General features: G+C 60.2%; 13 protein-coding genes, 1 tRNA gene and 1 pseudogene. 6 read left to right on the top strand and 9 right to left on the bottom strand.

Features of this window, described 5'->3' with window-relative positions; genetic code table 11:
• Positions 1 to 135: 135 nt before the first annotated feature.
• The 3 genes from AB4N76_RS27430 to AB4N76_RS27420 all read right to left on the bottom strand — a co-directional run bounded on the left by AB4N76_RS27430 (position 136) and on the right by AB4N76_RS27420 (position 3,259).
• The gene (locus AB4N76_RS27430; protein WP_077430260.1) at positions 136 to 1,104 is read right to left on the bottom strand and encodes a Gfo/Idh/MocA family protein; all 969 of its coding nucleotides are present in this window, start codon (positions 1,102 to 1,104) and stop codon (positions 136 to 138) included.
• Positions 1,105 to 1,120: 16 nt separating this feature from the next.
• Complete coding sequence (locus AB4N76_RS27425) at positions 1,121 to 2,008, bottom strand: Dyp-type peroxidase (protein WP_046027496.1); 888 nt, start codon at positions 2,006 to 2,008, stop codon at positions 1,121 to 1,123.
• Positions 2,009 to 2,212: 204 nt separating this feature from the next.
• Entirely contained in the window at positions 2,213 to 3,259 is a 1,047-nt protein-coding gene (locus AB4N76_RS27420; protein WP_046027497.1) for an AraC family transcriptional regulator, read from the bottom strand.
• Between the two features lie 208 nt (positions 3,260 to 3,467).
• Here AB4N76_RS27420 and AB4N76_RS27415 point away from each other — a divergent pair, with 208 nt between their 5' ends.
• Positions 3,468 to 4,412, top strand: coding sequence for a SphA family protein (locus tag AB4N76_RS27415; protein ID WP_046027499.1), 945 nt, complete (start codon positions 3,468 to 3,470; stop codon positions 4,410 to 4,412).
• A 105-nt stretch (positions 4,413 to 4,517) separates the two neighbouring features.
• Here AB4N76_RS27415 and AB4N76_RS27410 read toward each other — a convergent pair whose 3' ends face one another.
• The 3 genes and pseudogenes from AB4N76_RS27410 to AB4N76_RS27400 all read right to left on the bottom strand — a co-directional run bounded on the left by AB4N76_RS27410 (position 4,518) and on the right by AB4N76_RS27400 (position 7,605).
• Entirely contained in the window at positions 4,518 to 5,726 is a 1,209-nt protein-coding gene (locus AB4N76_RS27410; protein WP_460164646.1) for a DSD1 family PLP-dependent enzyme, read from the bottom strand.
• 74 nt (positions 5,727 to 5,800) lie between these two features.
• Positions 5,801 to 7,196, bottom strand: a pseudogene (locus AB4N76_RS27405) (D-arabinono-1,4-lactone oxidase).
• 19 nt (positions 7,197 to 7,215) lie between these two features.
• Positions 7,216 to 7,605, bottom strand: coding sequence for a c-type cytochrome (locus AB4N76_RS27400; RefSeq protein ID WP_046027503.1), 390 nt, complete (start codon positions 7,603 to 7,605; stop codon positions 7,216 to 7,218).
• 267 nt (positions 7,606 to 7,872) lie between these two features.
• Here AB4N76_RS27400 and AB4N76_RS27395 point away from each other — a divergent pair, with 267 nt between their 5' ends.
• Both AB4N76_RS27395 and AB4N76_RS27390 read left to right on the top strand, forming a co-directional pair.
• Entirely contained in the window at positions 7,873 to 9,498 is a 1,626-nt protein-coding gene (locus AB4N76_RS27395) for an NADP-dependent glyceraldehyde-3-phosphate dehydrogenase (RefSeq protein ID WP_077430263.1), read from the top strand.
• Between the two features lie 41 nt (positions 9,499 to 9,539).
• Positions 9,540 to 10,583, top strand: a complete 1,044-nt coding sequence (locus AB4N76_RS27390; RefSeq protein ID WP_077430264.1) for an FUSC family protein — start codon at positions 9,540 to 9,542, stop codon at positions 10,581 to 10,583.
• A 3-nt stretch (positions 10,584 to 10,586) separates the two neighbouring features.
• Here AB4N76_RS27390 and AB4N76_RS27385 read toward each other — a convergent pair whose 3' ends face one another.
• A complete protein-coding gene (locus tag AB4N76_RS27385) occupies positions 10,587 to 11,480 on the bottom strand; it encodes a DMT family transporter (protein WP_077430265.1) in 894 nt (297 codons plus the stop codon).
• A 133-nt stretch (positions 11,481 to 11,613) separates the two neighbouring features.
• Between AB4N76_RS27385 and AB4N76_RS27380 the strand changes: the two genes are divergently transcribed.
• Both AB4N76_RS27380 and AB4N76_RS27375 read left to right on the top strand, forming a co-directional pair.
• Positions 11,614 to 12,051: an Lrp/AsnC family transcriptional regulator gene (locus AB4N76_RS27380; protein WP_046027511.1), complete on the top strand. Its 438-nt coding sequence runs from the start codon at positions 11,614 to 11,616 to the stop codon at positions 12,049 to 12,051.
• Positions 12,052 to 12,107: 56 nt separating this feature from the next.
• Positions 12,108 to 12,437: a YceK/YidQ family lipoprotein gene (locus AB4N76_RS27375; protein WP_046027512.1), complete on the top strand. Its 330-nt coding sequence runs from the start codon at positions 12,108 to 12,110 to the stop codon at positions 12,435 to 12,437.
• A 59-nt stretch (positions 12,438 to 12,496) separates the two neighbouring features.
• Here the strand turns inward: AB4N76_RS27375 and AB4N76_RS27370 are convergent, their stop codons facing one another.
• The gene (locus AB4N76_RS27370; protein WP_027923729.1) at positions 12,497 to 13,168 is read right to left on the bottom strand and encodes a Bax inhibitor-1/YccA family protein; all 672 of its coding nucleotides are present in this window, start codon (positions 13,166 to 13,168) and stop codon (positions 12,497 to 12,499) included.
• A gap of 123 nt (positions 13,169 to 13,291) precedes the next feature.
• On the opposite strand from AB4N76_RS27370, the gene AB4N76_RS27365 reads away from it, so the two are divergent.
• Positions 13,292 to 13,379, top strand: a tRNA-Ser gene (locus AB4N76_RS27365).
• Positions 13,380 to 13,457: 78 nt separating this feature from the next.
• On the opposite strand, the gene AB4N76_RS27360 is transcribed toward AB4N76_RS27365, so the two are convergent.
• A complete protein-coding gene (locus tag AB4N76_RS27360; protein WP_046027514.1) occupies positions 13,458 to 14,081 on the bottom strand; it encodes an NIPSNAP family protein in 624 nt (207 codons plus the stop codon).
• Between the last annotated feature and the right edge of the window lie 31 nt (positions 14,082 to 14,112).

The following is a 14,112-nucleotide window of genomic DNA, read 5'->3' as shown; positions in this document are numbered from 1 at the left end:
GGCTGCGTCCGGCTGCGTAGCAGTCGTGAAATCTGATGACTCAGTGTGTCTGGCTAACCTTGCATGCAGGGTTTGCGACTGCTGCGCAGCCGGACGCAGCCTCGCGGTGCTCGGCAGCTGCTACATCGACTTGGTTCAGGTGCGCTTGAGGATCTGGTCCATCACCCAATCGGTTTTCAACGCTTCCCCGGCGACTGCCGGGTGCTGCGTGTCACCCCGAATGTGCGCGTTCATGCCCAGCACGTGGTGCCACTGGATGTGTTCGTGATGGTCGATGCTCAGGCTGAGTTGCTCATCCGCATCAAGTTGCACCGGGTGCTCATCGAACACCGAGAAACGGATCCGCCCCCGGCTGCCGATCAGCTCGACGCGATCCTCGCGCCGATCCGCCACGAAGTTCCAGCAACCCATGCCCGTCGCCCCCGAGGCAAACCGCCAACTGGCGCTGACTGCATCTTCGGCGGCATACAACCCGGCCTGTCGCGCGGTGAAACCGGCAACGTCGGTGATGTCACCGAGCAGGTACTGAAACAGGTCAAACCCGTGGCTGGCGAGGTCGGCGAAGTAGCCGCCACCGGCAACACGCGGGTCCGTGCGCCAGTTGTCCGTGCCGGCCAAATCAACCGGCGACGCTGCTTTGGTGAGTGTCCAGGTCAGGTGCCGGACCTCACCGATTCGCCCCGCATCCAGCCACTGCCGCACTTGCTGAAAGCGCGGCAGCGAGCGCCGGTAGTAGGAAACGAACAGGTGCAATCCGGCGTCGGCAAAGACCTTTTGCATCTCGCGACTTTGCCCGGCATTCAGCGACATCGGCTTTTCGACGCAGCAATGTTTGCCGGCAGCGGCCACCAACAGGCTGTAGGCGTGATGACTGTCTGGCGGCGTGGCGATGTACACCGCGTCCACCTCGGGATCGTCGATCAGTGCTTGCGCGTCGGTGTACACCCGGGCGATGCCATGGCGCGTGGCGTAATCCGTCACCGCGTCCAGGCGCCGCCCCATCACCGCCATCAGCGCTGAACCGGGGGCCTTGTAAAAGGCTGGCCCGCTCTTGCGCTCGGCGACACTGCCGCAACCGATCATGCCCCAACGCACCACGTCCATCATCACGTCCCGAGGGTTAGCCGATGCGCAAGGCGCGCAGGTCCAGGCGACCGTCCTTGAGCGGCGGGCACCAGTAGTAGCCGCCCGTGATCGGGCGACTGATGCGGTACAAGCCGTCGGTGATGCCGTCTTCCAGACCGCTCATGCGCCGCAGTTGCGCTTCAAAGGCGTCGAGGGAAAAGCCAAACGCGAGGAACATCAGGCCTGCGCGATCACCTTCGATCCATGGCATTGAACGACGGACCACGAACGCCTCAGGCGCGAAGCTTTCCTGGGCTGTGCGCTTGACGTGGGCCGAGACCGGCGCGTCGTCGAGTTCTTCGTTGTCGCTCAAACGACGGCCCATGATGTTGTCTTTCTCATGGGACGGCATCGCATGGAAGCCCTTGAGGTCATGCTGCCACTGCTGGATCGCGGCAAAGCTGCCACCGACCAGGCCCTCAGCGCCCTCACCCAACAGGGCGGCGGCGACGGCGGCTTCGTCGTGCGGGTTTTCGGTGCCGTCTTCGTAACCGGTCAGGTCGTGGCCGCTCATGTGGCGAAAGGTTTCGTTCATCTGTACCAGGCGCAAGGCCGGCGCCAGAGCGGCTTCGATGGCCTGGCTGCGATTGAGCAATTCGCCACGGTCGACGCCGTGCAGCCAGCACCACAATGCGTGTTGCGTCGACGGGTTATCGACGCCAACACCGGTCAACGCCGGGAAGGCTCGCAGGCCGTCAACCTGCGCGTGCAACGCCTTGACCAGCGATTCGCCGAAACCGACGACAGCCGATTTCCCGTCCACCAGTTGCATCAAGTTGTCGAGCGCGACTGGCAATGCTTCGGCGCATTCGAGGGCGAAGAACATATGGCGGGCTTGAGGCGGAACGGGGGTGGCGAGAATGCCCGGCTGGTAATAACTCATATGAACTCCTTGAAAAGAGCATGGAGTTTAACCGGGGATGAGCATTTATGTGCAGTCTCGTGTAGCAGCTGACGAGCAGCGCGAGGCTGCGTTCGGCTGCGAAGCAGTCGTAATTCCTCTGTGCAAGGTGTGCCTGACACACCGCACTGCCTGGTTTCACGACTGCTTCGCAGCCGAACGCAGCCTCGCGCTGCTCGTCAGCTGCTACAGGGGGTCGAGTATCGGGGTTTCGTTGCGGAATGCGCTCGGGCTCATGCCCGTCCAGCGCTTGAAGGCGCGACGAAAGCTGCGCACGTCGCTGTAGCCGACTTCCTCGGTAATGCGTTCGATGGACATGTCCGGGTTGGCCAGCAGGCTCATGGTGCGGGCCTGACGTACTTGTTCCAGCAGCGTTTCGAAGGTCAGCGCGTGTTCGGTGAGGCGGCGGCGCAAGGTGCGGCTGCTCATGTTCAGGTCGCTGGCGATTTTCTCGATGTGGCTGCCCTCGGTCAGGTCCCGGGCAATCGCCCGTTCCACCGCTTGGATCAAGTCCATTTTCTGGTGCACTTGCGCCGCTTCCAGTTCGAGCAATTGCACCGCCTGACGCAGGGCCAGGGAATGGTGATTGGGCAAGTGAACATCCAGCCAATGCGCAGCGATCACCATGCGGTTTTGCAGACAACCAAAGCGCACATCCGGCCCCAGCAGGCGCGAATACTCGCCGAGATAGTCCGGCGCGGCGTGCATGAACTCCACCGCCATCGGCTTGAAATCCGCCCCGACCAGCGCCCGGCCATACACCAGCAAACTGGCGAAAAACTCCTCGACCGCAAACAGCTGCACGTCGGCGAACGGCAAGCGGCATTCGACGTCGACAAATACCCGGTCACCCGCCTCCTCCACGCTCGACACGACAATGCCGCCAGAGGTGTGCTGATGCCGAATGCCCAGCTCAAAGGCATCGCGCAAGGTCTTGCACAGCGACAGCACATGCCCCAGCAACCCCAGCGTGCCGAGCACATTTTGCGCACCCACCCACAACCCCAGCCCTTGATTGGGCAAAGCCTTGAGCGCGCGTTGAATCATCGCCACGGCCTGGCGATAGGAAATCCGTTGTGCCGGGTCCTGAAGATCTTCAAAGGTGAAGCCCAGCCCTCGGCACAGGTTGTCGGGGTTGACGCCCTGTTGCTGCGCGACTTCGGCCAGGGTTTGCAGGAGAAACGGCGACACCAGCGCCAGTTCAAAGGTGGGATCGATCACTTTCATTTGCATGGGGCTATACATTCCGGGTCGAGCTGCATTCTTATTTTTGTTACCGGTTATGTCGAAGGAAGTTAGCACAGGGTTCAAAGGCTGTCCGCAGAAGCCCCCCTAAATGGCCGCCAATACCCTGCCTTGCAAGGCGCAGACAGCTTATTTCTATGTTGCGGCCCTCGTATGGACGCTGGACAGCCCGCTAACAATAATAATGAGTACCCCCATGATCCTGACCCGCACGACACTTCCCCTACTGGTCATTAGCCTGGCCGGCGTCTGTGCCCTTCAACCGGCACTGGCCACCGAGGCTGGCGTGGACAACATCGGCCCCGGCACCGACGGTTTTTTCATGTTGCCGCTGTCGCCCGACAGCCTTCCGGACAACATGCTGGCGTTCAACCTCTACTACAACCACTACACCTCCACGAAGCTGAACATCAGCTCGCTCGGCGGCAAGGTGCCGGACGTTGATATCGAATCCACGGCGGTCATTCCGCGCCTCGATTACCTCAGCCCATTGCGGGTATTTGGCGGCCGGCTGGCGGGCTACATCGCACAGCCGTGGCTCAAGCAGGAAGTCGCGGTGTTCGGCTTGCACGACACCCGCGAGGGCATGGGCGACACCACGGTCGCGCCGATCATTCTCTGGGACATGGGCCCGAACCTGACCCTGGGCGCGGCCGTGGAAGTCACCGTGCCCACCGGCGAATACAGCGTTGATCGCCTGGCCAACACCAGCAACAACTTCTACACCTACAAACCGTTGTTCTCCTTCACTTGGCTGCCGACGGACAGAACCGAGGTGTCGATGAAGACCACGTACAGTTTCAACGGGAAAAACAAAGACACCGATTACAAGTCAGGGCAGATTTTCCACTTCGACTATTCCGCCAGTTTCAAAATCACCGACGACCTGATGCTCGGGTTGAATGGCTACTACCTCAAGCAAACGACCGACGACAAACAGTTCGGCCACACCGTGCAGTTCAATGGCCAGGACGTGAACGACGGGGTGCGCGGGCAGGTGTTTGCGATTGGTCCGGCGTTGCACTGGACCTTTCTTAAGTACGCCAGCGCGGAGATTCGCTGGGCCAAGGAGTTTGATGTGGAAAACCGGCCTGAAGGGGAAATGCTGTGGGCCAAAGTCAGCATTCCGTATGCGTTCTGACTGAACTGACGCCTTCGCGAGCAAGCCCGCTCCCACATGGACAACGCTGCACCCTGTGGGAGCGGGCTTGCCCGCGATGGCGGCGGCACATACACGGAAAATCCTTCAGGAATACACCGACCAGGTGTCGACGATCCGACCACCCCGCACCGCCAGCAAATCCCCAAACTGCAACAACACCGACTCCGTCTGGGTCGGGCGCAAAAACACCTGATCCTCAACCCCAAGCCCCACCGCTGCCGAACCATTGACCATTTCCTGATTCGAGCTGCGGCCATACACCCCGTTACTCTGCAACCCCGAGGGCGACTCGAACTCCGCCATCCAGTTGCCTCCATAGATAAAAAAAGTCTCGCGCTGATTGGTGTCCCACCAGGAAAACAGCCTGGACTTGTCATCCAGCGCCGGAATCTCCACCGCCCCGGTGCTTTTCAACACGGGCGTGGCGATGTACGCCGCAGGCACATGCTCCACCAGTGACGGCAGGTCATAGTGAGTGGGCTTGAGCATCGCCGTGCCCACCGACACTTCAGTGCTGAGCTGTTCGTGTTCATGCATGCGATAGCTCGGGCTGCCGGCCGTATTGAGGGTCAGCCCGTCGTGCCACAAACCGGGGTATTGCTGACGGGTGAAGTCGACGCAGCGGTTGTAAATCACCATCACCTTGGCAAACAGTTCTTCGGGCGAGCCCAGAATCCCCGGCACGCCCATGCCCACGAACGGGTCGTAGCCCATGAACCCGGCAAACTCCAGGTGCTGCGGGTTCTGGCTGATCAGCGTCAGCATCTGCCCGAGTACCCCCACCTCCCTGACACCACCGCGATGCAGCCCGACATCCAGCTCGATGTTCACCCGCAATCGCGTACCCAAGCCTTGGGCCAGCGCCAGGTATTGCTGCAAGCGTTCCGGCGTATCGAGCAACCACTGCAATTGCTTCGCCGGGTCGAAAGGCCCCTTGTGCGACTGATAAAATAGCTGGGCCGAACGCGCCGGCAGCGGCTTGCCCAACAGAATGTCGGCCTCGGGAAACTGTACCGCGTCATGGTTGAGAAACGGTTGATGAAACGACATCAAGCGTTGCGTGCCGGCGCGCTTGGCGATGTAGGCCAGCAGCCCCGGCGCCGGCAGTGACTTTTCCACCAGTCGCAGGTGCTTGCCACCACGTTTGACCGACAGCATCACCGCATCGATGTTGTGATCGAGTCGGTCAAGGTCGATCAACATCACTGGCCGCATGGGCCCGTGATCCTTGAGTTCGGTGTTCAGCGCACGGAAATAATCACTGTACGGCGCGCCCCGATCACCCGGCCGCAACCAGGTGCCGACACCTGCCAACAACACGCCGACACCGGCGGCTCCCATCAAAAAATGACGCCGATTGACCGCCATCAGCTCACCCCCAAAATCGATGACAAATGCGCATTGAGGAATTTCCCGCTGGGGTCCAGCGCCTGCCGGACCTGAATAAAGTCCTGCCAGCGCGGGTACAGCGGCTGCAGGGTTTTCGCGTTGAGGGTGTGCAACTTGCCCCAGTGCGGCCGGCCGTTGTACTTCCAGAAAATCGGTTCGACGGCGGCAAAGAAATTGTGATGATCCATCTGGTAATGCTGATGGACCGAAATCGAGCAACTGTCGCGCCCCTCGAACATGCTCAAGGGAATGTCGTCGGCTTTGACGTAGCGGTACTCAATCGGAAACCAGGTGCGCAGGTCTTTGTCCTGAATCAGCTTGAGAATCTCGCGCAGGCACGCCGGGCCGTGTTCGGCCGGCACCGAATATTCCATTTCGTTGAAACGCACCGTGCGCACGTTGGCGTAGATGTCGAACGAGTCGCCTACCCGGTCATCGAAACTGGCGAGGTGACGCAGGTTATTGAGCATCGTGCGGCGCAGGTCCGGGAAGTCGCTGCCGTACTTGTCGATCTTCTCGATCAAGGTCACGAACTCGTTGCCGCCCTCCTCATCCGCCGGGATCGGCGGTGTGGCCGGGTCGGTGGTTTCGTTCAGGGCGATCGACAAGGCGTAGTCGGAATGGGTCACGACGAGCATTTCCCAGTGCTGGTTTTCCCGGGTGTTTTTGTCGAGGTCTTCCAGCAACTCTTCGGTCTTGGCGATCCATTGGCGCTCCCTTAACCGATACGCCGGGCGGTTTTGCAGGCGAATTTTCGTGGCCACCCCAAGCGCGCCGAGCGACACCCGCGCCGCGCTGAACACCTCTGGATGACGCGTGCTGTCGCAGTCCAGAACCTCGCCCGTGGCGGTCACCAATTGCAGGCCACAGACGTGGGCTGAATAGGATTGAAAGTTCTTGCCGGTGCCGTGGGTCGAGGTGGAGATCGCGCCCGCGAGGGTCTGGTAATCGATGTCAGCCATGTTTTGCAGGGCCTGGCCGATGTCTTTGAGCGGTGTGCCCATGCGCGACATCGGGGTGCCGGCGGCGAACTCGGCTTGCAGCGTTTTCGCGTCGTGATCGAGCAAACCGGTGAAATAACTCAGCGACAGCAAGGTGCCGTCGGTGGGCACCAAGGCGCTGAACGAATGCGCCGAACCCACCGGGCGAATCTTGCCGGGCGCCTGGCGCACCACTTGCGTCAGCTCATCCAGATTCTTTGGCGCCAACCGCGCCGCCGGCAGAGCAACTCTGGCCCCCCGACCAGTTGCGCCAGGGAATCAGCCGCGGCGCGCGCAGCAGTTCGGCCAGCGCAGGCGTTGAGCCGAGCGCAGTGAAAGCGCCAATGACGCTCGCCCGTTGCAACAACTGACGCCGTGTCAGGTCCATCGTCATGAATCGCACCCTGCCGTTCTTATTGTTGGATTTGCTGGCCGGACATAAAGGCAATCAGCGCCAGGAACTGTTCTTGCGAACACTGCATGCACATCCCCATCGGCGGCATGCCGTTGAAGCCGTTGATCGCGTGATCGAGCAGCGTGTCGGCGCCTTGCAAGACTCGCGGTTCCCAGGCTTTCGTGTCGCCGGTCAGCGGCGCCCCGGCCGCCGGGTTGGCGTGGCACAGCTTGCAGCTGTTGTCGTAGACCTGCGCCAGCTCGGCGTCGGCGGGCCTGGCGGTGGCCGCTTCGCTGCGGGTTGTCGGGTTTTTCGGCTCTTCGCCACACCCCGCAAGCAACGCCGCGAAGACGCCCCCCACCAAGGCAAAACAAAGGCTAGGCTTTTCAGTGAATCGGCTTGCCCGCATGGCGGTCCTCTCATGGGGTGCCCGGACAGCCGGGTGCACCTTTTTTATTGTGATCAAGCACAGGTCAACACTAAGGCACCCCGCGTGGGCGGGTTGAGGGCATTGGGGGCCAACAAAGGGGGCTTCTGAGGCCATGACCGAACACGTTGGTAAATTCGCGGTTAATCACGCTGTGCGGCAAAACGCTGAGATGAGTCATGACAAGCGAGGCCGAGGTCTGCTAAAACGATTCATCACTGCATCACCCAATCCAGAGGGGGTAGCGACATGACCACAGCCAACATTCTCGACAACCTGTTCCCGAGCCACGCCGACATCCCGGAAAAGTACCGGCTAGACGGCCAGACCGAGCAACGTGAGTACCTGGTCGATGGCGAACTGAGAACCTGGAACGGGCCGCTGGCCCAGGTCCGCAGCCCGGTGTACCTGAGTGGCGCCAATGGCGACGAGCAAGTGATCCTCGGCAGCACACCGTTGCTTGACGCCGATACCGCGCTGGTCGCCCTGGACGCCGCCGTCCGTGCGTATGACCGTGGTCAAGGCCTGTGGCCGACCATGCGTGTGGCCGAGCGCATCCAGCACGTCGAAGCCTTTTTAGGACGCATGCGCCAACAGCGTGACGCGGTGGTCAAGTTGCTGATGTGGGAGATCGGCAAGAACCTCAAGGACTCGGAAAAAGAGTTCGACCGCACCTGCGACTACATTGTCGACACCATCAATGCACTCAAGGAACTCGACCGCCGCTCCAGCCGTTTTGAACTGGAACAGGACACCCTCGGCCAGATCCGCCGCGTCCCGCTCGGCGTTGCACTGTGCATGGGCCCTTACAACTACCCGCTCAATGAAACCTTCACCACGCTGATTCCGGCGCTGATCATGGGCAATACCGTGGTGTTCAAACCGGCCAAGCTTGGCGTGTTGCTGATTCGCCCGCTGCTGGAAGCGTTCCGCGACAGCTTCCCGGCCGGCGTGATCAACGTGATCTACGGCAGCGGCCGCGAGACTGTCAGCGCCCTGATGGCCAGCGGCAAGATCGACATATTTGCCTTCATCGGCACCAACAAGGCCGCCAGCGACCTGAAAAAACTCCACCCCAAACCACACCGTTTGCGTGCGGCGCTGGGCCTCGACGCGAAAAACCCTGGCATCGTCTTGCCGGAGGTCGATCTGGACAACGCGGTGAGCGAAGCGGTGACCGGCTCGCTGTCGTTCAACGGTCAGCGCTGCACCGCGCTGAAAATTCTCTTTGTGCATGAGGACGTGGTCGAGGCGTTCATCGAAAAATTCAACGCCAAACTCGCCAGCCTCAAACCCGGCATGCCGTGGGACAGCGGCGTGGCGCTGACGCCGTTGCCGGAGTCGGGCAAAGTCGATTACCTGCATTCGCTGGTGGCGGACGCCGAAAGCAAAGGGGCCAAGGTGGTCAACCCCAATGGCGGTCAAGCCCGCGCGTCGTTCTTCTACCCGGCGGTGCTGTACCCGGTGACGACGCAAATGCGTGTCTATCAGGAAGAACAGTTCGGCCCGGTCATCCCGATTGTGCCGTACCGTCATCTGGACACCGTCATCGATTACGTCCTGGAGTCAGACTTCGGCCAGCAACTGAGTATTTTCGGCACTAACCCGGTTGCGGTTGGTCGGCTGGTGGACACGTTCGCCAACCAGGTCGGGCGCATCAACCTCAACGCACAATGCCAGCGCGGCCCGGACACCTTCCCGTTCAACGGCCGCAAGAACTCCGCCGAAGGCACGCTGTCGGTGCATGATGCATTGCGGGTATTTTCGATCCGCACGCTGGTGGCCACCAAGTTCCAGGAAACCAACAAAGACTTGATCAGCGAGATCATCAGCGGACGGAGTTCGAGTTTCCTGACCACCGATTACATTTTCTGAGGACACCGAGCCTGAGTACGTTCAGCCATCGACTGCCACCGCTGTTGCGCCGACTGCTACGGCCGTTGCTGGACCCGTATCGGCGCTATCGCCACGCCAGACTGATCCATGCAGTGCGGGTATCGCTCGGGTTGCTGGCGACGATTTTGCTGACCACCGGCATCCATCTGCCCCACGGCGAATGGGCGTCGGTGACGATGCTGGTGGTGATCGGGGGTTTGCAGCATCACGGCAACATCGGTAAAAAAGCCGCCGAGCGGGCCATTGGCACCTTGATCGGGGCGGGCGTCGGCCTGGTGCTGGTCGCGCAACAGGCCTGGCTCGGGATGCCCTGGCTGACCTATTTCGCGATGTCGGTGGTGTGCGGATTCTTTTCGTATCACGCCATCGGCAAGGGCGGTTACACGGCGTTGCTGGCGGCGATCACGGTATTTATCGTCGCGGGGCACGGCGACAACCCGGTCACGGATGGCCTGTGGCGCGGGGTCGACATTCTGATCGGCATCGCCTTGGCGTTGGCGTTTTCCTTCGCGCTGCCGCTGTATGCGGTGTTTTCCTGGCGCTACAACCTGGCCGATGCCCTGCGCGATTGCGCGACGATCTACGGGCGCATCATCAATGGCCAATCGGTCAGCGATGACGAACACCTCAAACTCATGGGTCGCCTGAACTCGGTGATGGTGCAATTGCGTTCGCTGATGCCGTCGGTGTCCAAGGAAGTGAAGATTTCCATGACCGAACTGGACGCTATTCAGCGCAACTTGCGGATGTGTGTCAGTACCCTGGAAATCCTCGGCAACACCCGACCGGATGCCAGCGAACCGAATGCCGTGGCGCAGTTGCAATCGGCGATGACCGAGGAACATCGGCACATTCGCGTGCAACTGATCGGCATGGCGCGGGCCTTGAAAACCGGCGCATCCCAACGTCTGAGCCGCCCCGTCGACCTGCCAACTGCGTCAAGTCTTGAGGCACCGGTTTACAGCCCGTTGGACGGTTACCGTTTGTTGACCCGCCAGTTCGCCGCCAACATCGGCGAGATGCGCCAGCGCCTGGCAAAAACGGCCCCGCGCTGGAACATCTGACACCTACTGCGCCGCCAACTTACGTTGTTTGAAGCCCCAGCCCTGCTGCATTCCGGCGGCGGCCAGCAGAATCGCCACCACGCCAACCCATTGCAGCGGCTCCAGACGATGGCCGAAGGCAAACCAGTCGACAAAAATCGCTGCAATCGGGTAGATGAACGACAACGCCCCGGTCAGTGCGGTCGGCAGTTTTTGGATCGCGCCGTACAACAGCACATACATCACGCCGGTGTGAACGATGCCCAGCGTCACCAGGCTCGCCCAGGCAGCAGGCGCTTGCGGCAGCGCTGAAAAGTGCGCGAACGGTGCCAGCAACAGCACACCAGTGCAGACCTGGATCAACGCGATCAGATGCGGCGGCGTACCGGTCAGGCGTTTGATGATCAGCGCGGCAATCGCGTAAAGGAAGGCCGCGCCCAATGCCAGGCCAATCCCCATCAGGTAATCATTGCCGTCCTCGCCCGACCCGCCATGAGCGCTGACAATCGCCAGCATCCCGAGAAAGGAAATGCCCAGCCAGAACAGTTTCTGCAGGGTGATTTTTTCATTGAGGAACAACGCGGCCAGGCCCACCAACATGAACGGCTGAACGTTGTACACCGCCGTACCAATGGCAATCGAGGCGCGCGAATACGAGGCAAACAACAGCACCCAGTTGCCGACGATCGCTACGCCACTGAGCACGGCCAACAGGAACGTGGTGCGGGTCAGAATGCCGGGGCGCAGAAAGCCGAAAGCCGCGCAAATCAGCAGCAAGGTGCCGGCGCCAAACAGGCAACGCCAGAACACAACGTCCAGCACCGGTTGCCCGGACACCAGCACGAACCAGCCGATGGTCCCGGAGATCAGCATGGCGGCGCTCATCTCGAATGAGCCGCGACGTATTGTTTTGTCCATCATCAGACTCCTGTGTTTGAGCGCAAAGTATGCCAATCCATCCGTGGGCTTCTCCAGCGCAAAAAACAGGCTAGACTCGGTTTCTGCCTTTTTTATCAAGGCGTTTTTGTTTAATTGCCTTACGAGGATTGCCATGACCGACGACATCGACCAAGTGCTGATCACGGCATTGATGGAGGACTCCCGGCGCTCACTCAAGGCCTTGGCGAACATCAGCGGCCTGTCCTCGCCCAGCGTCGCGGAGCGTCTGCGCCGCCTTGAAGAACGGGGTGTGCTCAAAGGCTACACCGTTGAAATCGACCCGAAATGCTTCGGTTATCAACTCCAGGCCATCGTGCGGATTCGCCCGCTGCCGGGACAGCTGCAAGAGGTGGAGCGGCAAATTCAGGCCATTCCAGAGTTCACCGAGTGCGACAAAGTCACCGGCGACGACTGCTTCATCGCGCGCCTGCACGTGCGCTCGATGGAACAACTGGACACCCTGCTCGACCGCCTCAACACCCACGCCGAAACCAACACGGCGATCGTCAAGAAAACCCCGGTGAAACGCCGGTTGCCACCGATGGCCTGAGTGAAGTTTGCGCCTCACTGGCGTAGATTGGGGTTTTCCGGCGAAGGATTGGCGGCATGAAAATTCAGGCAATGCTACTGGCAGCGCTGATGCTGGCGGGGTGCGGCACGATTCAATCGGCCTTGCGCGGTGACGAAGTGGCGGCAAACAGTCTCAAGGAACAGAAGAGCTATTGCGGCGCCATTCCGCGGATCTACAGCGGTGTCAGCTATGATTTTTGCAGTTTGAATGCGCCGCTGAAAAAGGGGCTGGATGCACAAGATCACACCGATGCTCCAGCCATTGTGTTGATCGACGTGGTCATGTCCGGCGCGCTCGACACCTTGCTACTGCCCTACACCATCTACCGCCAACAGACCGATGGCAGCATTATCATTGCCGAGTAGCCCTGGATTTCAGGCAATAAAAAACCCGCCTAAGCGGGTTTTTTACTCAAGGCCTTCGATCAATCATCGCGGCTCATGATGCCGAACAGCTGCAACAAGCTGATGAACAGGTTGTAGATCGATACATACAGGCTGATGGTCGCCATGATGTAGTTACGCTCGCCGCCATGAATGATGGCGCTGGTCTGGAACAGAATGCAGACCGAGGAGAACAGCACGAAACCTGCGCTGATCGCCAATTGCAGGCCGCTGATCTGGAAGAAGAAGCTCGCCAGCGTCGCACCCAGCAGTACGAAGAAGCCTGCCGTGATGAAACCGCCCAGGAAGCTCATGTCCTTGCGGGTAATCAGCACGTAGGCCGACAGACCACCAAACACCAGCGCCGTCATCGCGAACGCCGAACTGACCACTTCAGCGCCGCCCTGCATTCCCAGGTAACGGTTGAGGATCGGGCCAAGCAGGAAACCCATGAACCCTGTCAGGGCAAAGGCAGAAACCAGGCCCCAGGCCGAATCACGGAGTTTGTTGGTGAGGAAGAAAAGGCCATAGAAACCGATCAGCACCACGAAAACGTTCGGGTAACCGACACGCATCTGCTGAGCGACAAACGCCATCACGCCGCTGAATGCGAGGGTGAGAGCGAGCAAGCCGTATGTGTTGCGCAGGACGCGGCTAACCTCTAGCTGCTCAGCCTGCACGCTGTTATTAACTGCGTAATCCTGTTCGCGCATGGCGACACTCCTGTTGGTTTGAAACGTTCAGTCGCAAAGATCATAACAGACGCTCTGTAACAAGCTACGTAGAGAGTTTGACAGTGTGTTTCATTCAGGTATTATGGCGCCCGCAACGCAAACGGAGGTGTGGCCGAGTGGTTTAAGGCAACGGTCTTGAAAACCGTCGACTGTAACAGGTCCATGAGTTCGAATCCCATCGCCTCCGCCATATTTGTACCGACAAAGCCCTGATTATTCAGGGCTTTGTCGTTTCTGGGGTTTGGTGCAACCCATAACCGCACACGTTTCATTGCAATGGCGAAAAGGCCGCGGGCAGATAAATCGTCGAGCGCATGTCACGCAGTTGCGGACCAGAATTCTCGGGTGGCCAGACACCGTCCTCCACGGCTTGAGTCCGCACTTGCAGGCGCTGTTCCAGGGTTGACCATGGCCAGATGTGCAGGTAGCGCGGCAAGGCACCGTCGGTGGCATAAAACGCCGCATACACTGGCGAATACTGCTCGGCCGTACGCGGTTCCACGGCCTTTATCCAGCCATCGAGTGTCGGCTGCAGCCCGGAACTGACCAGGTCATACACGCGCATTTCGTAATACGGCCCGTGTTTTCCGGCGCTCAGGGGATTGAGGAACGGGAACAAGCTGTAGTTTTCGATTCGCAGGTCGGTGATAAAGGCGTTGATACCGAATGCTTCGCCTTCCAACAGGAAGCGCTCGCGCTCCGCTTGCCGCAGACTTTCGTCGGCATAGCCGCGCAGCACGGCAATTTGATTCAGTTGGCCGATTTCCGACGCCCAACACCCCATCAGCGTGCCGCCCACCCCGGGCTTGGCCAGCGCGGCCTCGATGCAACCCAGCGCATCTGCAACGGTTCGCACACGCACCGTAAAAGTAATCAGTTCAAACAATCGCATGACGTGCTCCGCTCATTCGTTGCCATTAGCC

It is taken from the genome of Pseudomonas sp. S2_F03 (assembly GCF_054668335.1).
This window is presented reverse-complemented; position numbering and strand designations above follow the sequence as displayed.

Coding starts and splice junctions, on each gene's coding strand:
- AB4N76_RS27430 (WP_077430260.1), bottom strand. CDS start 1,104: ATGGACGTGGTGCGTTGGGGCATGATCGGTTGCGGCAGTGTCGCCGAG.
- AB4N76_RS27425 (WP_046027496.1), bottom strand. CDS start 2,008: ATGAGTTATTACCAGCCGGGCATTCTCGCCACCCCCGTTCCGCCTCAA.
- AB4N76_RS27395 (WP_077430263.1), top strand. CDS start 7,873: ATGACCACAGCCAACATTCTCGACAACCTGTTCCCGAGCCACGCCGAC.
- AB4N76_RS27415 (WP_046027499.1), top strand. CDS start 3,468: ATGATCCTGACCCGCACGACACTTCCCCTACTGGTCATTAGCCTGGCC.
- AB4N76_RS27420 (WP_046027497.1), bottom strand. CDS start 3,259: ATGCAAATGAAAGTGATCGATCCCACCTTTGAACTGGCGCTGGTGTCG.
- AB4N76_RS27400 (WP_046027503.1), bottom strand. CDS start 7,605: ATGCGGGCAAGCCGATTCACTGAAAAGCCTAGCCTTTGTTTTGCCTTG.
- AB4N76_RS27385 (WP_077430265.1), bottom strand. CDS start 11,480: ATGGACAAAACAATACGTCGCGGCTCATTCGAGATGAGCGCCGCCATG.
- AB4N76_RS27375 (WP_046027512.1), top strand. CDS start 12,108: ATGAAAATTCAGGCAATGCTACTGGCAGCGCTGATGCTGGCGGGGTGC.
- AB4N76_RS27370 (WP_027923729.1), bottom strand. CDS start 13,168: ATGCGCGAACAGGATTACGCAGTTAATAACAGCGTGCAGGCTGAGCAG.
- AB4N76_RS27360 (WP_046027514.1), bottom strand. CDS start 14,081: ATGCGATTGTTTGAACTGATTACTTTTACGGTGCGTGTGCGAACCGTT.
- AB4N76_RS27380 (WP_046027511.1), top strand. CDS start 11,614: ATGACCGACGACATCGACCAAGTGCTGATCACGGCATTGATGGAGGAC.